Origin of the sequence: Psychrobacillus sp. BM2 (assembly GCF_048572895.1) — a bacterium.
Taxonomy (GTDB): domain Bacteria; phylum Bacillota; class Bacilli; order Bacillales_A; family Planococcaceae; genus Psychrobacillus.
Genome location: NZ_CP183878.1, coordinates 2,208,901 through 2,226,107, shown reverse-complemented (window position 1 = coordinate 2,226,107; position 17,207 = coordinate 2,208,901). Strand labels below are relative to the sequence as shown.

Here is a 17,207-nt window from a genome sequence, read left to right as displayed (position 1 = left end):
CAGAATAATTATCCCTATCTATTTCAAATTTGCAGGAAAACGTCTAAAATAGAATATGGAGCTATTAATAAACACATTAAAGGAGATTAAATAAATGAAGATTCAAGAAATTAGAGAAATTATAAAACTAGTCGATCAGTCGACATTAGATGAATTTTTATACGAATCAGAAGGTACAAAGATTAAATTGAAAAAAAATGAAAAAGGTTTTGTGAATTCATCTAGTGAAACCTTTGGTAGTTCTTCTATTGTAGAACAACCAAAACCAGTAGAAGCAAAAGCACCTATCGTTCAAGAGATACCAAAGGAACTTGTTGTAGAAGAAGCTACTCCTAGTGTCGTGGATAACTCTTTACATACAATTATTTCACCAATGGTTGGTACGTTTTATCAATCATCTTCTCCCGATACAGCTGCATACGTAGAAGTTGGAACAAAAGTGTCGATGGATTCTATTGTCTGTATCGTTGAAGCAATGAAGCTGTTCAATGAAATTGAAGCAGAAATTGACGGAGAAGTTGTAGAAATTCTTGTGAAAGATGGACAATTAGTTGAATATGGTCAACCTCTGTTCCTCGTTAAAGGAAACTAAGAAAGGAGCAAGGATGATGAAAAAAGTACTGATTGCCAATCGCGGAGAAATAGCTGTCCGCATAATACGTGCATGCAAAGAATTAGATATAGAAACTGTAGCTGTATATTCTGAAGCAGACCGTGAAGCACTTCATGTCCAAATTGCTGATGAAGCTTACTGTATAGGACCGAGACTCTCAAAGGATTCCTATTTGAATTTCTCCAATATCATAACTGTAGCTAAACTAACTGGTTGTGAAGGAATTCATCCAGGTTATGGATTCCTAGCAGAAAATGCTGAGTTTGCTGAGCTATGTGAAGACTGTGATATTAAATTTATCGGACCAACTTCCTCTGCTATTAAAAGTATGGGAATTAAGGACGTAGCAAAAGAAACAATGGAAAAAGCGGGAGTTCCAATAGTTCCTGGATCTAAAGGGATTGTAGAAACCGAAGAAGATGCTTTGAAAGTCGCTAGAGAAATAGGTTTTCCGGTAATTATCAAAGCTACTGCTGGTGGCGGTGGTAAAGGAATCCGTGTCGCTAAAGATGAGGAAGATCTTCTAAAAGGGATTAAAATAACTCAAAAAGAAGCGGCAGCAGCATTTGGTAACCCTGGAGTTTACTTAGAGAAATATATTGAAGTATTCCGTCACGTGGAAATTCAAGTGTTAGCTGATGGTCACGGAAATGCGGTTCACTTAGGAGAACGCGATTGTACCGTTCAGCGCCGTATGCAAAAGCTAGTGGAGGAGGCACCTTCTCCTGCATTATCTGAAGAACTTCGCGCTGAAATGGGAGCAGCTGCTGTGAAGGCCGCTCTTGCTGTTGGTTACGAAAGTGCAGGTACAGTAGAATTTATCTTTGATCATATAGAACAAAAGTTCTACTTTATGGAAATGAATACTCGTATTCAAGTGGAGCATCCTGTCACAGAAATGATCACAGGTGTAGATTTGATCAAACAAATGCTTTTAGTAGCAACAGGTGAACAATTGCCTTTCGAACAAAAAGATATTAAACTGAATGGATGGGCAATTGAATGCCGTATCAATGCGGAGAACCCTGCGAAAAACTTTATGCCTTCTCCAGGCCTAGTAGAGTTTTATCTGCCTCCAGGTGGATTAGGAGTTCGCGTAGATTCTGCTGTATACCCAGGTTATACAATTCCGCCATTTTATGATTCGATGGTTGCAAAACTTATTGTACATGCTGCAACTCGAGAAGAAGCAATTGCTAAAATGAAACGTGCACTAAGTGAATTTGCTATCGAAGGAGTAGAAACTACTATCGGATTCCATTCGAAGCTCATGAATCATGAAGTATTTGTGTCAGGTGATTTTGATACGAAATTCTTAGAAAAATATGATGTAATGAATTCATAATAAGGAGTGAAAGATATGACAGAAACTACTGAACAAAAGTTTGTTCAAATGACTCCTGAAGGAAAAGAATATCTTGGAACAATAGAAATTGCTCCCGAAGTAATTACAGTAATCGCTGGAATTGCTACAAATGAAGTGGAAGGCATTGCTGGTACACGTGGAAACTTTGCTGCAGGTGTAGTAGAACGTTTAGGGAAAAAAGTACATGGAAAAGGTATTAAAACGGAGATAAATAATGATGGATTGTTCATCGACGTATATTGCCTTGTGAAATATGGCTCTTCAGTTCCTACAGTTGCGAGAGAAGTTCAATCCCAAATTCGACAAGCAATCGAAAATATGACGAGTTTAACACCTAAAGAAGTAAATGTACATATTACAGGTGTACAATTCGATACAGTAGAAGGAAAAGCGTAAGCGCCTATGTCAGCTCCGACAAGCGCTGGAAGGATTTCAAGTAAAGGCGCACTTTGCCTTTACAGAAATCCTGAAGCGACTCGAGGGGCTAGGCGCTGGAGCTGGACAGATACAAAAACTATATACTTTCTTATTTTTTAAAAGAGATAGAGCTTTCCGTAAAGATGGCTCTTTCTCTTTTTTTTTGCCTTTCTAATACACATACAACAAAAAAATATGCTATGATTGTCTAGATAGTTACATTTAAAGGAGAACTAAATAATGAAACGAAGACAAGCGAGAGAATTAGCATTACAAGCATTATTTCAATTAGATAATCATGAAATTTCCATAGGAGAAGCTATTGGACATGTGACGGAAGAACAAGATTCTTTCCTAACCCAAGTAGTAACTGGAGTCGTGAATCATAAAGAGGAAATAGATGCTTCTTTAACAGATAAACTAGAAAATTGGTCACTTTCCAGACTTCCGAAAATTGAACGTACAGTGCTGAGAATAGCTGTATTTGAATTACTTTATACAGAAGAAACACCAGCTAAAGTTGTTATTAATGAAGCATTAGAAATTTCTAAAGTATTTGGAGACGAGAAATCAAGTCGTTTCGTAAATGGCGTTTTATCTAAATATGCAGAGCAATAATCTACATTGACTTAAGGAGCGTTTGAATTGTCTACTAATAAAATTGATGGAAAACAAATTGCAGGATTAGTTACAGAAAAAGTGAAAGAGCGTGTTGAAAACCTAAAATCTAAAGGTATCGTTCCAGGATTAGCAGTTGTTTTAGTGGGAAGTAATCCAGCATCACAAACATATGTAAACAATAAAGCAAAAACTTGCGAACGTTTAGGCATGTATTCCGTATTAATAGAGCTAGACGAAAATATTTCCGAAGATGAGCTTCTTAAAAATGTAGAGACACTTAACCAAGATAAAAAAATTCATGGTATTTTAGTTCAATTACCATTGCCTTCACAAATTGATGAGGATCGAGTAATTGCAGCTATTTCTCCGCTAAAGGATGTAGATGGTTTCCATCCAGAAAATGTTGGGAAAATGATGATTGGTCAACAATCTTTCCTACCTTGTACACCTTTTGGCATTATGAAATTACTCGAGTATAGCGATGTAGATATTGCAGGGAAACATGCCGTTATTATTGGTCGAAGTAATATTGTAGGTAAACCGATGGGTCAGTTATTGTTACAAAAGGATGCAACAGTTACTTACTGTCATTCTAGAACAAAAGATTTACACTCTTTTACTAAACAAGCAGATATTTTAGTTGTTGCAACTGGTCGAACTAAGATGATTGATGCAAGTTATATAAAAGAAGGAGCAGTTGTCATTGATGTAGGCATCAACCGTGACGAGAATAACAAGCTTTGCGGAGACGTAGACTTTGCTTCGGTGCAGGAAGTAGCTTCTAAAATTACTCCAGTTCCTGGTGGTGTAGGTCCAATGACAATCGCAATGCTTATGGAAAATACTTGTTTAGCGGCTGAAAATACATTAACTAATAAATAATTGGTAAGCTGTTTTTCTAAGAAAGACAGCTTTTACCTTAAAGAATTAACTTCAATTCTTCACTAGTATGATTTTCCAATATATAATCCTATTATTGGAGAAAAAGTCTATCCAATGATGCTCCTGATTTACGTTACATGTGGACGCTTTCCGCGGGGTGAGCGATGAGCTATCACCGTCGCTCACGCGTCGTTGTGATAGCTCATCTGTCTCACTCATCCCGCTGGAGTCGCCACATTTCACTCCAATCAATAAATTGAATAGTACTAACAATAAGATTTTGCATAGCCTATCGCTAAGGAAAATTAGATTAAGATAAGATCTAGGTTTAGATAAATCGGTCTTGTAATTGTTATTAGAGTTGCTACTATTTTTATCTGACATTATATATATGATTCAGTAAATGAGTCAATTTCATAATTAACTTTTCAATTAAAAATACGAATATTTAAGTTGTATCAATTTTTTTATTCGTTTTATAAGAAGTCAATCTTGTTGATTGGAGCGCAAGGCGGCGACTCCAGTGGGAACAGCACGAGCTGAAAGCCCCACAGGAAAGACATTAGTCAAACCTTGTTTGACCAATGTCTTTGCGACGAGTAACCGCAGGAGCATATGTTTTCGTAGTGACGAGGAGATTGAAGCCGTGCGCCCACGGAAAGCGTCCGCCTGGAGCGGAAATCAACTTTGTTGGGATTTTATTACTATGTTACTTCATTATGAAATTGATTTAAGAAAATTTATTTTTATACTAATGGAGTTGTTTTTGTGACTACAGAACCGAGTAAGTACTTAACTGTAAAAGCCTTAACCAAATACATAAAGCGAAAATTTGATGCAGATACTCATTTACGGGATGTATACATAAAAGGAGAGCTATCCAACGTGAAAGTTCATTCTAGTGGACATATCTATTTTACGCTTAAAGACGATGCTGCTCGAATTACTTCTGTCATGTTTGCAATGAGTGCCAAATCATTGAAATTCGTTCCTGAAAGTGGCATGAATGTACTCGTACGAGGGGATATAAATGTATTCGAAGTGGCTGGGCAATACCAGTTATACGCAACTACTATACAGCCAGACGGTATAGGAGAGCTTTTTTTAGCATTTGAACAATTAAAAAAGAAATTGCAACAAGAAGGACTTTTCCATCCAAGTCGTAAAAAATCAATACCAACCTTTCCTAAAAAAATTGGTGTCATTACCTCTAAAACTGGGGCAGCTATACGAGATATCTTAACAACATTAGAACGTCGTTATCCTATTTCTGAAGTGATCGTATTTCCTAGTATCGTTCAAGGCCCTCAAGCTGCGCCTTCCATTGTAAAGTCTATTGAAAAAGCGAACCAAACTAGTGATATGGACGTTTTAATCGTTGGACGAGGTGGTGGTTCCATTGAGGATTTATGGGCTTTTAACGAGGAAATAGTAGCAAGAGCCATTGCAAACAGTCAAGTTCCAATCATAAGTGCAGTTGGTCATGAAACAGATACAACTATTGCTGATTTTGTCTCGGATTTAAGAGCTCCGACCCCAACAGCAGCTGCTGAAATGGCAGTACCAAGTAAAGAAAATCTTATGCAAAATATATTATCATTTCAATCGGCAAGCTTTCATTTTATAACCAAGCGGATAACAGATGAAAAAAACAGATTTAAACGGGCGATGGAGTCGCCGGTAATGGCAACCCCTGAGAAATTATATCGTCCTTTTATTGAAAGGTTTGTTCGTTCAGAACAACAGTTACAAAGAGAAACAAATCTTCTTTATAAAGGTAAACAACGGGATTTCATACAGCTTCAAAATAGGTTTTCCCAATTATCTCCACAAAAAGTAATCGATCAACATCATAAATCAGTGCAGACAATGACTAATCAATTGAACCAAGTGTCACTATCCACGTTTGAAAAACATCGTCATCAATTTATTAGTTCTATTCGAACATTAGAAGCGTTAAATCCATTAAAGATTATGGACCGTGGCTACAGTATTATATACAAAGAAGGCAAACTGGTTAAATCCGTGGAAAATGTAAAAAAAGATGATTCTATATTTGTTACATTACAAGATGGTCAATTAGAAGCTGTCGTAAAGCGGGTTGAAGTGAAAGAAAGTGGGGACTAATATTAATGACTAAGAAGGAAATTCTATTCGATGAAGCAATGCTGCAATTAGAAAATATAGTTCGCCAGCTAGAACAAGGGGATGTACCCTTAGAAAGTGCTATAGAACTTTATCAAAAAGGTATGGAGCTTTCTAAAGTATGCAGTGACAAGCTGCAAAAAGCAGAAAAGCAATTAGTTACATTTATGGATGAAAACAAAGAAGATGCTGGTGCGTCCAATGAGTGATCAATTAACTTCCTTTATTGAAACCAATCAGCCGCTTATTGAAAAGACATTACATTCTCTAATAACTGATATAAAGGCTCCACAGCCATTGAAAGATGCTATGCTCTATTCACTTCAAGCTGGTGGAAAAAGAATTAGACCATTGTATACACTTGCAGTTTTAAAAGAGCTAGATATTCAAAATGAGGATGCCATTATTGTCGCAAGTACGATTGAAATGATTCATACTTATTCGCTTATTCATGATGATTTGCCAGCGATGGATAATGATGATTTACGACGTGGAAAACCAACGAATCATATAGTATTTGGGGAAGCACTAGCTATATTAGCGGGAGATGCGCTTGTAACGATTGCTTTTGGTATTATTGCTAGACTTCCAAATATATCTCCTGAATTGAAAGTAGATTTGATCGATAAGTTAAGCTTTTCTGCGGGTTCAGAAGGAATGGTTGGCGGTCAAGTTTTAGATATGCTTGGAGAAGGTCAAACCTTAACTTTAGAGCAACTAGAAGAAATTCATGTAAATAAAACAGGTGCCCTCTTGTCATACAGTATTTTAGCAGGAGCTATTATTGCAAATGTCTCTAGTGAAATAATGAGTGCATTAGAAAAGTATGCATTTCATATTGGTCTTGCATTTCAAATTCAAGATGACATTCTAGATGTAGAAGGTACATCAGAGCAATTAGGAAAAACTGCCGGTAAAGACCTAATCAGTGAAAAAAATACATACCCATCCATTTTGACGATGGAAGGTGCAAAAAAAGAACTTCAAAATCAATATAATCAAGCTTTTCAAGCCCTAGAGAATATTCAAATGCAAGATGGTTTACTCGTGGAGTTCGCCAATTATATAACGAAAAGGTCCAAATAGTAGCGAATAATTTGTTTTTTAGACATTTATTGCTATGATATTAACTAGTTGTAAAGAAGGAAATCTAATAGAAGGTGTGTGATGGCAATGGATTTAACTTCAATTTCTAGCCCATCCTTTTTAAAAAGTTTAGATAATGAACAATTAAAGGAACTTAGTGAAGATATTCGATCGTTTTTAATAGAAAATTTAGCGGTAACAGGTGGGCATATTGGGCCTAACCTAGGAGTAGTAGAACTAACAATTGCTTTGCATAAATCATTCAATAGCCCAGAAGACAAGTTTCTTTGGGATGTTGGACATCAAGCGTATGTTCACAAAATTTTAACAGGTCGAGCAAGTCAATTCGATACATTGCGTCAATTTAAAGGATTATGTGGATTTCCAAAGCGTATTGAAAGTGAACATGATGTATGGGAAGCAGGACATAGCTCAACATCTCTTTCTGCTGCAATGGGTATGGCAAAGGCTCGAGATATTCAAAATAAGAAAAACTATGTTGTGCCAATAATCGGAGACGGTGCTCTTACGGGTGGTATGGCATTAGAGGCATTAAATCATATTGGGCATGAAAAAACGGATATGACAGTTATTTTAAATGACAACGAAATGTCTATTGCCCCCAATGTAGGAGCACTCCACAATGTATTAGGTAGATTACGTACACATGGTACCTATAACAAAGCAAAAGATGAACTAGAATCATTACTAAAAAAAATCCCAGCAGTTGGTGGGAAACTTGCAGGTACGGCAGAGCGAGTAAAAGATAGTCTAAAGTATTTACTAGTTTCCGGAGCATTTTTTGAAGAACTCGGATTTACTTATTTAGGACCGATCGATGGTCATGACTTTGTAGCATTAGAAGAAAACCTACAATATGCGAAGAAGATGAAGGGACCAGTACTCTTACATGTTATAACAAAAAAAGGTAAAGGCTATAAACCTGCAGAGCTTGATAAAATTGGTACATGGCATGGAACAGGTCCGTATAAAATGGAAACTGGTGATTTGATCAAATCAGCTTCAAAAGGACCTTCATGGAGTGCACTTATAGCAGAAACTGCAAGAAAACTAGCAAGAACAGATAAACGTATTGTAGCAATTACTCCAGCAATGCCAGTCGGTTCCAAATTAGAAGGATTTGCTTCTGAATTCCCGAATCGCATGTTCGATGTTGGAATTGCAGAACAGCATGCTACTACAATGGCTGCTGGGATGGCTGCAGATGGTATGAAACCGATGCTTGTTATTTATTCAACATTTCTTCAACGTGCTTATGATCAAGTACTTCATGATATTTGTCGACAAAACTTAAATGTTGTTATCGCTATTGACCGAGCTGGTTTAGTTGGAGCAGATGGAGAAACACATCAAGGTGTATTTGATATTTCTTTCTTACGTCATATGCCGAATATGGTTATTATGATGCCCAAAGATGAAAATGAAGGACAGCATATGGTTAAAACTGCTTTTGAATATTCGGATGGACCAATAGCTCTTCGTTATCCTAGAGGAAATGGGTATGGCGTTGCAATGGATGAAGAATTAAAAACAATTCAAATTGGTTCTTGGGAAGTATTAAAAGAAGGTACACAGGCAGCTATTCTGACATTTGGAACAACTATCCCTATGGCCATGAAAGCTGCGGAAATACTTTCACAAAATAATGTCTCAGTAGAAGTGATTAATGCTCGTTTTATTAAACCTTTAGATGTAGAAATGCTTCGTGACTTGCAAGCTCGTAATATTCCTATTATCACTTTGGAAGAGAGTGCTCTTCAAGGTGGTTTCGGTAGTGCAGTAATGGAGTTTTATAATGAAAATAACCTACAAGCAAATGTACATCGCATAGGAATTCCAGACATCTTTATCGAACATGGTGAAGTAAATCAATTGCTGGAAGAAATTCATATTACTTCAGACGAAATTGTAAAAGTAGTAAATACAAAAGTTAATGAATCATCCAGGTATATTCAATCATGACTAAAACACCGAAAGAACGAGTAGACGTATTATTAGTTGAACAAGGATTATTCGAAACAAGAGAAAAGGCAAAACGTGCGATTATGGCAGGGCTAATTTATAAAAACGAAGAGCGAATTGATAAACCTGGAGAAAAGGTGGAGAATACCTCTGTTTTAACAGTAAAAGGTCAAGTATTAAAGTATGTTAGCCGTGGTGGATTAAAGCTAGAAAAAGCATTAGAACAATTTGACTTGCGTATTGAAGACAGAATCATGCTTGATATCGGTTCTTCTACAGGAGGATTTACGGACTGTGGTTTACAAAATGGTGTCAAGCATGCTTATGCTTTAGATGTAGGGAGCAACCAATTAGCTTGGAAAATTAGGCAGGATGCTCGTGTAACTGTTATGGAAAAAACAAATTTCAGATATTCGACTCCTGCAGATTTTTTAGAGGGTTTACCGTCATTTGCATCGATTGACGTATCATTTATTTCTTTAAAGCTTATTTTTCCGACTTTAAAAACAATTTTAGTACCTAATGGTGATGTGATTGCTCTTGTAAAGCCTCAGTTTGAGGCGGGCAAGGAACGTGTAGGGAAAAAAGGTGTTGTTAGGGATAAAGCAGTGCATATAGACGTTTTGAATGACATAGCTCATTTTGCGGAAAGCCAGCATTTTCAATTAAAAAATGCTTCTTTTTCTCCTATAACTGGTGGAGAGGGAAATATCGAATTTTTATTTCATCTCACAAATATCGTAGGAGAAGAGTTTTCACCGCATCAAATAGATTTTGTTAAACTCGTTAACGAAGCACATCAACTACTTAAATAATTTGCGGCTCTTGTCAAAGAGTCGCTTTTTTCTTGTTACTTCTCCAATCAAATGCTATTGTATAAAGTAAATAGTATAAATATACAATGAGGTGAACCCGAAATGAACAAGGGACAACGACATATTCGCATAAGGGATATTATTGCAAAACACGAAATTGAAACACAGGATGATCTAGTAGATTTTCTAAAAAATGCGGGTTATAATGTCACTCAAGCTACGGTTTCAAGAGATATTAAAGAACTTCATTTAGTAAAAGTTCCATTGCCAAATGGAAATTATAAATATAGTTTACCTGCAGACCAGCGTTTTAATCCTATTCAAAAACTACGTAGAGCACTATCTGATGCTTTCGTTAGTATTGATGGAGCAAGTCATTTCTTAGTGATGAAAACATTACCGGGCAATGCACATGCAATCGGCTCTTTAATTGACTACTTAGATTGGTCGGAAATCCTAGGAACTATTTGTGGTGATGATACTTGTTTGATCCTGTGTAGACAAGAACAAGATAGCCTAATTATTAAAAATCGCTTACTCGAAATGCTTTAAAGTGAGGTGAAAACTGTTGTTAAAGGAATTAACGATAAAAAACTTTGCCATTATTGATGAATTGACCGTAAGTTTTGAAGAAGGACTTACTGTGCTGACTGGAGAAACTGGAGCAGGAAAGTCTATTATTATTGATGCTGTGCATCTGTTATGTGGTGGTAGAGGATCCCATGAGTTCATAAGACATGGAGCTAAAAAAGCAGAGCTAGAAGGTTTGTTTATTATATCCAATCCCGGGCATGGTGTTGTTAAAAAGTTGGCAGATGTTGGTATTGATATTGAGGACGAGTCTATTATTTTAAGAAGAGATATTAACCAGTCAGGTAAAAGTGTCTGTAGAGTAAATGGGAAACTTGTAACAATAGGTATTTTAAGAGAAATTGGTGCTTCTTTAATAGATATACATGGTCAACATGAGAGTCAAGAACTTATGGACGATAAAGCTCATATCCATTTGTTGGATCAATTTGCTGGAGAAAATCTAAAAGAAGTGAAAGAATCCTATCAAGAACTTTATAAGCAATACAAAAAGTGGAAAAAAGAACTGGATAAATTATCGGAAAACGAACAACAGATTGCACATAAGATTGATTTGTATACGTTCCAAGTAGAGGAAATCGCCGATTCGAACCTAGTTGTAGGAGAAGAGGAACAATTACAGGAACAGAAAAAGAAGTTACAAAATTTTCATAAGGTTTTCGATAAAATGAGTAACGCATATGATGCGATTTTGGCTGAATCTAAAGGTCTAGATTATATAGGAACAGCAATGGCTGATCTTCAAGATATTGCAGACGTTGATAACAATATAAAGGAACTAAGTGAAAATGTGTCATCAGCATTTTACATATTGCAAGATGCCGCTTATCAGATCAAAAATGAGTTAGATGAGATGGAATTTGATAACAATCAACTTCAAATCGTGGACGAGCGTTTAGCTACTATCCAAGCCCTAAAACGGAAATATGGTTCATCTATTGAAGAAATACTAGATTACAAAGATCAGATTCAATACAGCTTAGATCAGTTGGTGAATCGTGATGAGCAAATTCAAAAAATGACAGAAAAAATACGTCAAATTGAAATTGATTTAGAATTAGAGGCTATGGATTTAACGGATAAACGCAAAAAAGCTGCAAAATTATTAAGCGTTGCTATCATGGAGCAATTACAGGAACTATATATGGAAAAGGCTACTTTTGCGGTTATGTTTCATGAGACAGTTAAACCTGTCTACAATGAAAATGGGTTAGACGATTTGTCATTTTATATCTCAACGAATGTAGGTGAACCTCTGAAGGCATTAACTAAAATTGCTTCAGGTGGGGAACTTTCACGTATGATGCTTGCGCTTAAAAGTATCTTCTCAAAGCATCAGGGCATTACATCCATTGTTTTTGATGAGGTTGATACTGGAGTAAGTGGACGCGTTGCCCAATCCATAGCAGAAAAAATTGCTGGAATTGCTTCAAACTCACAAGTACTTTGTATATCTCATTTACCACAAGTTGCAGCGATGGCGGATCAACATCTAATGATAAAAAAAGAGGTCAGTGGTAATCGAACATTTACAGTATTAGAAGAAGTACAAAATGATAAACGGGCAGAAGAACTTAGTCGGATGATGTCTGGTGCGGAAATTACAAGCACAACGTTACAGCATTCGAAAGAGCTATTAAAATTAGCGAAAAATCGCAAAAAAATTATAAGAAATGTGTGAAGACCTTGCAATTAAAGGTCTTTTTTTTTTATCAATTATTTACCTATCATAGCCGACATTTTGTAGGACATAGTATCAATATAGGGAGGTGAAATATGAAGAAAAACTATCGGAAATGGTCGCTAATGCCACTACTCTTCTTTACTTTATTCTTCGCGAACAATTCAGCTTTTGCAGAGCAAACTTCAGTAGTACCACTCGGTCAATCCATTCAAATTGATTTACAATATGGTTCCGTATTTGTAAGTAGTGATGTTTTACTTTCAGATGATGAATGGTTGCGAACAGGTGATTCGATTCAGCTTATTAATGATCAGCCTGTGACAAATCTAATTGACGTAAAAAGTCATATAAAAGACAAAACACAAATTATTATCCAGTATGAGCATAAAAAAGAAATGTATACGAAAAATATCAGTCCAAATCAAATGGTAAAATTACTTCCTTTTTTGAGAGACGCTACAGAAGGTATTGGCACTTTGACTTATTTTGATCCGGTTACGAAAGAATTTGGTGCCTTAGGTCACCAAATAGTAGACCAACATTCCGGTATTACTCCAAAATTCTCAGAAGGCTCCATTTATTTATCTTCAATTGAGCAGATAAAGAAAAGTACGCCAGGAAAACCCGGCTATAAAATAACCTCCCATCAATCAAATACATTACCAATTGGTGGTGTAAATGAAAATAATGTATACGGTGTTTTCGGAAAATTGGAAAACAGTGCATTAGAAAATATATCCATGCAACAGGTAGAAGTTGTAGATCAAGAAGATATAATGACAGGTAAAGCAGTTATGCGAACCTCAATCGATGGTCAAAAGGTACAGGATTTCTCAATAGAAATTTCTTCAGTGGAAGGTCATATATTTCAATTTACAGTAACCGATCAGAAACTTATTCAAAAGACGGGCGGTATTTTACAAGGCATGAGTGGAAGTCCAATCATTCAAAAAGATAAGCTAATCGGAGTCGTTACTCATATGTATGTAGACAAACCAGAAAATGGTGCAGCATTAGCGATAACTGAAATGATGAAAAAGAATCCTAAATAAAATAAAAAGGATAGACCATTTGGGTCTATCCTTTTTATTTTATTTAGGTATAATATGGTATGAAGATTATTCGACATTACTGTTGTAATATTCGAAAATTTGTCGCAATATAACGAAAATGTATTATAAAAGCCTTATTTTTAATAAGAATGAAGGATTTAAGAAAATTAAGGAGAATAATACCTAAGTGAAAAATTACAAAAGGTGGATGAGGAAATGGAAAAGGTGAAAATTGCAATTGTGGACGATAACAAAGATTTAATTCGTACGATGGGATCTTATTTTGATCAGCACCCGGAAATTGAAATAATCGGTACAGCAGTAAATGGAAAACTTTGTTTAGAACTTTTGGAGACTATCCAACCGGATGTATTGCTACTCGACATAATTATGCCACATTTAGATGGAATTGCGGTATTAGATAATTTACAAAAAGACAATAAACTTAAGGATATCCAAGTAATTATGCTGACTGCCTTTGGACAAGAGGATGTCATGAAACAAGCGGTAGATTTAGGAGCGTCCTATTTTATGCTAAAGCCTTTTGAATTTGAACGCTTAGTAACTCAAATTAAACAAGTGGCAGGCAAAAAAGGATTTGTTCAAGAAGAACCTGTAAAAACTAATCCAGAAAAAGAAGCATTGCAAAATAAGCGGATGATTGACAATACAATAACGAATGTTATTAAAGAGATTGGTGTGCCGGCTCATATTAAAGGATACTCCTACCTACGTGAGGCTATCCAAATGGTTTATAGTGATATTGAATTACTGGGTTCAATTACGAAAGTTTTATATCCAGAAATAGCTAAAAAATTTCAAACGACACCATCTCGTGTAGAGCGAGCGATTCGACATGCAATCGAAGTAGCCTGGAATCGCGGAAATTACGAAACTATTTCTAAACTATTCGGATACACAGTGCATCATTTAAAATCAAAACCTACCAATAGTGAATTCATCGCAATGATCGCCGACAAAATTCGTATGGAAAATATGGCTAGTTAATCGTTGATATTACTGAAATCATTCAAAATATAAAGGCAAAAAATTTTTCTTAAATCTTAACTAGAATCTAATTTCAATGCCTATAAACTATTACTAGCAAAACCAACGAATTTTTTGATTCGCTGGTTTTTTTATATTTCATAAAAGTGAGAAATATTAAACCGACTGACTTAAAATATAGAAACAAGGACTTTTCAGACTAGATAAATTTGTGGTAGTGGTTACTTTGTACCCTTAGAAGTAGGTCTATTGGGAGACTAAATATCTGTTTAAAATTAAGATTCACTAGTTAATGATAATAACAATTAGGTATTAATAGCGATATTTTTCTCAAAATCAAAATTTTTATCACACTATTTTCAATAGTGAGTATAATAATTGATGAGAGGAAGTGTTTAATTTATGATAATCATTGAGAATGATGAAATAATGCTTTCTACGGAAAATGGACGAGTATTTATGACTATTAAAAATGATCATTATAATCTAAAGAAAGTGGATGAATTGACTAGAAATCATCCGAGATTGAAAATTTCTAATTTTATGGCTGTAAAAAAAGCTGTCGAAAGTAGTTCACATGATCCTATTGAGCTAGGTACCTGGATTGATAGTATGGAGTTAGAAATAAGTAGTGATAAAATGGAAGCATATATCACTATTTACGAATCGCAGAGCTTTATACAAGAGAACTTAGAAAATCTTCAAATAAATTTACAAAAGCTACTTCAAGACAATCAAATTGTTTATGGTCATCAGCCATTAGATTTATTGACAGTAAAAACGAGTAAATCCTACATAATTGCAAAGGGACTACCACCTCAAAAAGGTGCCGATGCTAAAATTTCTTATTTACAACAAGCGGAAAAGACACCAGTAATAAATGAAGATGGTAAAGCGGATTACTTTGACATGAACTTCCTCGTAGAGATTAATGAGGGATCTTGGCTTGGCGAAAAATTCCCTGCAAAACAAGGAATAGCAGGAAAAAATATTTTGGGTGAATCAGTACCTGCATTAATGGGTGACGATTTTCCATTAAAATATGACACTAAATCAGCTTACGAAGTGGAAGAGGAAGGGAAGACAGTTCTTAGGTCTAAAACAAAAGGAGTAATCGGAGAAGTAAATGGATTACTTACGGTCCAAAAGCATCTTGTTATCGATGGTGATGTAGGACTAGAGACAGGTAATTTGAAATTTGATGGTTCTATCCAAGTAAGAGGAACTGTAATGCCGGGCTACTCAATAGTCTCTTCAGGTGATATCTCCATTGAATCCAACGAAGGTGTTCATGCAGCTGAGCTTATTAAATCCACCGAAGGAGATGTATTCATTAAAGGTGGTATTTTTGGAAGAGGAGTCACAAAGGTCGAGGCACATCATAATATATTTGTTAAGCATGCCAATGAATGTACGCTAGAGGCGAAAGATAATATACACATTGGTTTCTATTCGTTAGGCGCTACAATATGCTGTGATTCACTTGTCTTAGATGAGCGCAAAGGAAAAATTATTGGTGGTAAAGCGATTGCTATCAATTCAATTACATCTGCATATACAGGTAACAACTCGGAAAGAAAAACAGAATTGATTGTCCAAGGAATAGACCGGAAAATTTTAACCGAAAATGCCAAAACAAAAGCACAGGATATGATGAATTTACAGGAAGAAACGACAAAGCTCAATTTTAGTTTAAGTCAATTAAATCAATTCAAAAGTTCAATGACAAATCAACAAGTGGCGATATATGAGCAAACGAAGCAAAAGTATAATGAAATTCAACGTGAGATTAAAGAACTAGATGGGGAGATTCAGCGTATTTTGAAAATGTTAAGACAAACGTCAGATTATTTCATCCAAATTACAAGAGAAGCAAATCCAGGAACTATTATTCAAATTGGAAACAAGTCTTCTTTTCTAACAACACAAACCCAAGGGAAATTTAAATTGGAAAATGGGGAGCTAAATGCCTAATATACCTGTGTACGCTCACCGCGGTGCAGCACTCAAAACAGTAGAAAATTCTATGAAAGCGTTTAAAAGGGCTGTAAAGCTAGGTGTAGATGGAATTGAACTAGACTTACAGCTTTCAGCAGATGGCGTTCCTTTTGTTACGCATGATATCGATTTTTTTCGACTAGCGGGAAATAAAAGAAGAATTACGGATATGCTTGCAGAGGAAGTTTTGCAGTTAAAGCTTGGAAAAGTGTTTTACCGTAAGTTTTTCTATTCTAGAGTAGTGACCTTTGATGAATTCATTCATTTTGTGACCCCTCTAGGGATAAAGTTAAATGTTGAACTAAAGGAATCCTTTCTTGGTAAAACTGAAAAAATTCGAGAAGTGGTAGAAAAAGCATCGAATATTTCAGATGTCCACTTTTCTTCCTTTGAATTTAGTGTGCTACAAGCCATACATGCAATGGATAGAAAAGTCCAAACAGCTTTCATTGGCAAAAAAAATTCTGATTGGGATTATGTTTTGTCCATTAAAGAAATAGATGCAATTCACTTCAATAAAAAATTTTACGAGTCGGATTTGATGAGAAAAGTATGGGATGCTGGTTATCCTATGCGCTTTTATAATATTAAGGGCAATGAAAAATATATTCGAAATCCCCATGAATCTGTGATTGGGTGGATCACTGATTACCCCGAAAAAGTAATACAACAACAAAAAAGACGCTGACTTTTATTATAAGTCTACGTCTTTTTTCTTTTGAAATCGTGGAGCTACTTTCCCATTTTTACGATCACGGTTCAATAAGAATCCTGCAAAAAAGCCTAATCCTAAAACCGTAAATATTAATCCGCTTATAAATTGTATGGCCAGGCCACCAATAGGGAGGATTTGCAATCCGAAAAATGTATCTCTCATTAATTTAATCCCAAATGCTGCTAAAATTCCAGGAATTAATAACACGATTAAAGCCGCTAAACGAGCCAT

General features: G+C 35.6%; 17 protein-coding genes. 16 read left to right on the top strand and 1 reads right to left on the bottom strand.

Annotated elements, in window-relative coordinates; genetic code table 11:
• Positions 1-94: 94 nt before the first annotated feature.
• The 16 genes from accB to ACN6MX_RS10720 all read left to right on the top strand — a co-directional run bounded on the left by accB (position 95) and on the right by ACN6MX_RS10720 (position 16,949).
• Complete coding sequence (gene accB / locus ACN6MX_RS10795; protein ID WP_419958928.1) at positions 95-592, top strand: acetyl-CoA carboxylase biotin carboxyl carrier protein; 498 nt, start codon at positions 95-97, stop codon at positions 590-592.
• 13 nt (positions 593-605) lie between these two features.
• The gene (gene accC / locus ACN6MX_RS10790) at positions 606-1,958 is read left to right on the top strand and encodes an acetyl-CoA carboxylase biotin carboxylase subunit (RefSeq protein WP_419958927.1); all 1,353 of its coding nucleotides are present in this window, start codon (positions 606-608) and stop codon (positions 1,956-1,958) included.
• A gap of 15 nt (positions 1,959-1,973) precedes the next feature.
• Complete coding sequence (locus ACN6MX_RS10785; protein WP_419958926.1) at positions 1,974-2,375, top strand: Asp23/Gls24 family envelope stress response protein; 402 nt, start codon at positions 1,974-1,976, stop codon at positions 2,373-2,375.
• A 261-nt stretch (positions 2,376-2,636) separates the two neighbouring features.
• The gene (gene nusB / locus ACN6MX_RS10780; protein WP_419958925.1) at positions 2,637-3,014 is read left to right on the top strand and encodes a transcription antitermination factor NusB; all 378 of its coding nucleotides are present in this window, start codon (positions 2,637-2,639) and stop codon (positions 3,012-3,014) included.
• 27 nt (positions 3,015-3,041) lie between these two features.
• Complete coding sequence (gene folD, locus ACN6MX_RS10775; RefSeq protein ID WP_419958924.1) at positions 3,042-3,899, top strand: bifunctional methylenetetrahydrofolate dehydrogenase/methenyltetrahydrofolate cyclohydrolase FolD; 858 nt, start codon at positions 3,042-3,044, stop codon at positions 3,897-3,899.
• A gap of 768 nt (positions 3,900-4,667) precedes the next feature.
• Entirely contained in the window at positions 4,668-6,026 is a 1,359-nt protein-coding gene (xseA, locus tag ACN6MX_RS10770; protein ID WP_419958923.1) for an exodeoxyribonuclease VII large subunit, read from the top strand.
• Positions 6,027-6,031: 5 nt separating this feature from the next.
• Positions 6,032-6,253, top strand: a complete 222-nt coding sequence (gene xseB / locus ACN6MX_RS10765) for an exodeoxyribonuclease VII small subunit (RefSeq protein ID WP_211894586.1) — start codon at positions 6,032-6,034, stop codon at positions 6,251-6,253.
• On the top strand, positions 6,246-7,130 hold the full coding sequence (locus ACN6MX_RS10760; RefSeq protein WP_419958922.1) for a polyprenyl synthetase family protein: 885 nt from the start codon (positions 6,246-6,248) through the stop codon (positions 7,128-7,130). Before xseB ends, ACN6MX_RS10760 begins: the two co-directional genes overlap by 8 nt.
• 87 nt (positions 7,131-7,217) lie before the next feature.
• Entirely contained in the window at positions 7,218-9,113 is a 1,896-nt protein-coding gene (gene dxs, locus ACN6MX_RS10755) for a 1-deoxy-D-xylulose-5-phosphate synthase (RefSeq protein WP_419962605.1), read from the top strand.
• The gene (locus tag ACN6MX_RS10750; protein WP_419958921.1) at positions 9,110-9,928 is read left to right on the top strand and encodes a TlyA family RNA methyltransferase; all 819 of its coding nucleotides are present in this window, start codon (positions 9,110-9,112) and stop codon (positions 9,926-9,928) included. Before dxs ends, ACN6MX_RS10750 begins: the two co-directional genes overlap by 4 nt.
• Before the next feature lie 102 nt (positions 9,929-10,030).
• A complete protein-coding gene (gene ahrC / locus ACN6MX_RS10745; RefSeq protein WP_419958920.1) occupies positions 10,031-10,480 on the top strand; it encodes a transcriptional regulator AhrC/ArgR in 450 nt (149 codons plus the stop codon).
• Between the two features lie 16 nt (positions 10,481-10,496).
• On the top strand, positions 10,497-12,200 hold the full coding sequence (gene recN / locus ACN6MX_RS10740) for a DNA repair protein RecN (protein WP_419958919.1): 1,704 nt from the start codon (positions 10,497-10,499) through the stop codon (positions 12,198-12,200).
• 95 nt (positions 12,201-12,295) lie between these two features.
• Positions 12,296-13,255: a SpoIVB peptidase S55 domain-containing protein gene (locus ACN6MX_RS10735; protein WP_419958918.1), complete on the top strand. Its 960-nt coding sequence runs from the start codon at positions 12,296-12,298 to the stop codon at positions 13,253-13,255.
• Between the two features lie 216 nt (positions 13,256-13,471).
• The gene (gene spo0A, locus ACN6MX_RS10730; protein WP_419958917.1) at positions 13,472-14,263 is read left to right on the top strand and encodes a sporulation transcription factor Spo0A; all 792 of its coding nucleotides are present in this window, start codon (positions 13,472-13,474) and stop codon (positions 14,261-14,263) included.
• Between the two features lie 402 nt (positions 14,264-14,665).
• Entirely contained in the window at positions 14,666-16,237 is a 1,572-nt protein-coding gene (locus ACN6MX_RS10725; protein WP_419958916.1) for a DUF342 domain-containing protein, read from the top strand.
• A complete protein-coding gene (locus ACN6MX_RS10720; protein ID WP_419958915.1) occupies positions 16,230-16,949 on the top strand; it encodes a glycerophosphodiester phosphodiesterase in 720 nt (239 codons plus the stop codon). The genes ACN6MX_RS10725 and ACN6MX_RS10720 overlap by 8 nt, the downstream gene beginning before the upstream one ends.
• A 6-nt stretch (positions 16,950-16,955) precedes the next feature.
• On the opposite strand, the gene ACN6MX_RS10715 is transcribed toward ACN6MX_RS10720, so the two are convergent.
• Positions 16,956-17,207, bottom strand: coding sequence for a DUF2627 domain-containing protein (locus ACN6MX_RS10715; protein WP_211894577.1), 252 nt, complete (start codon positions 17,205-17,207; stop codon positions 16,956-16,958).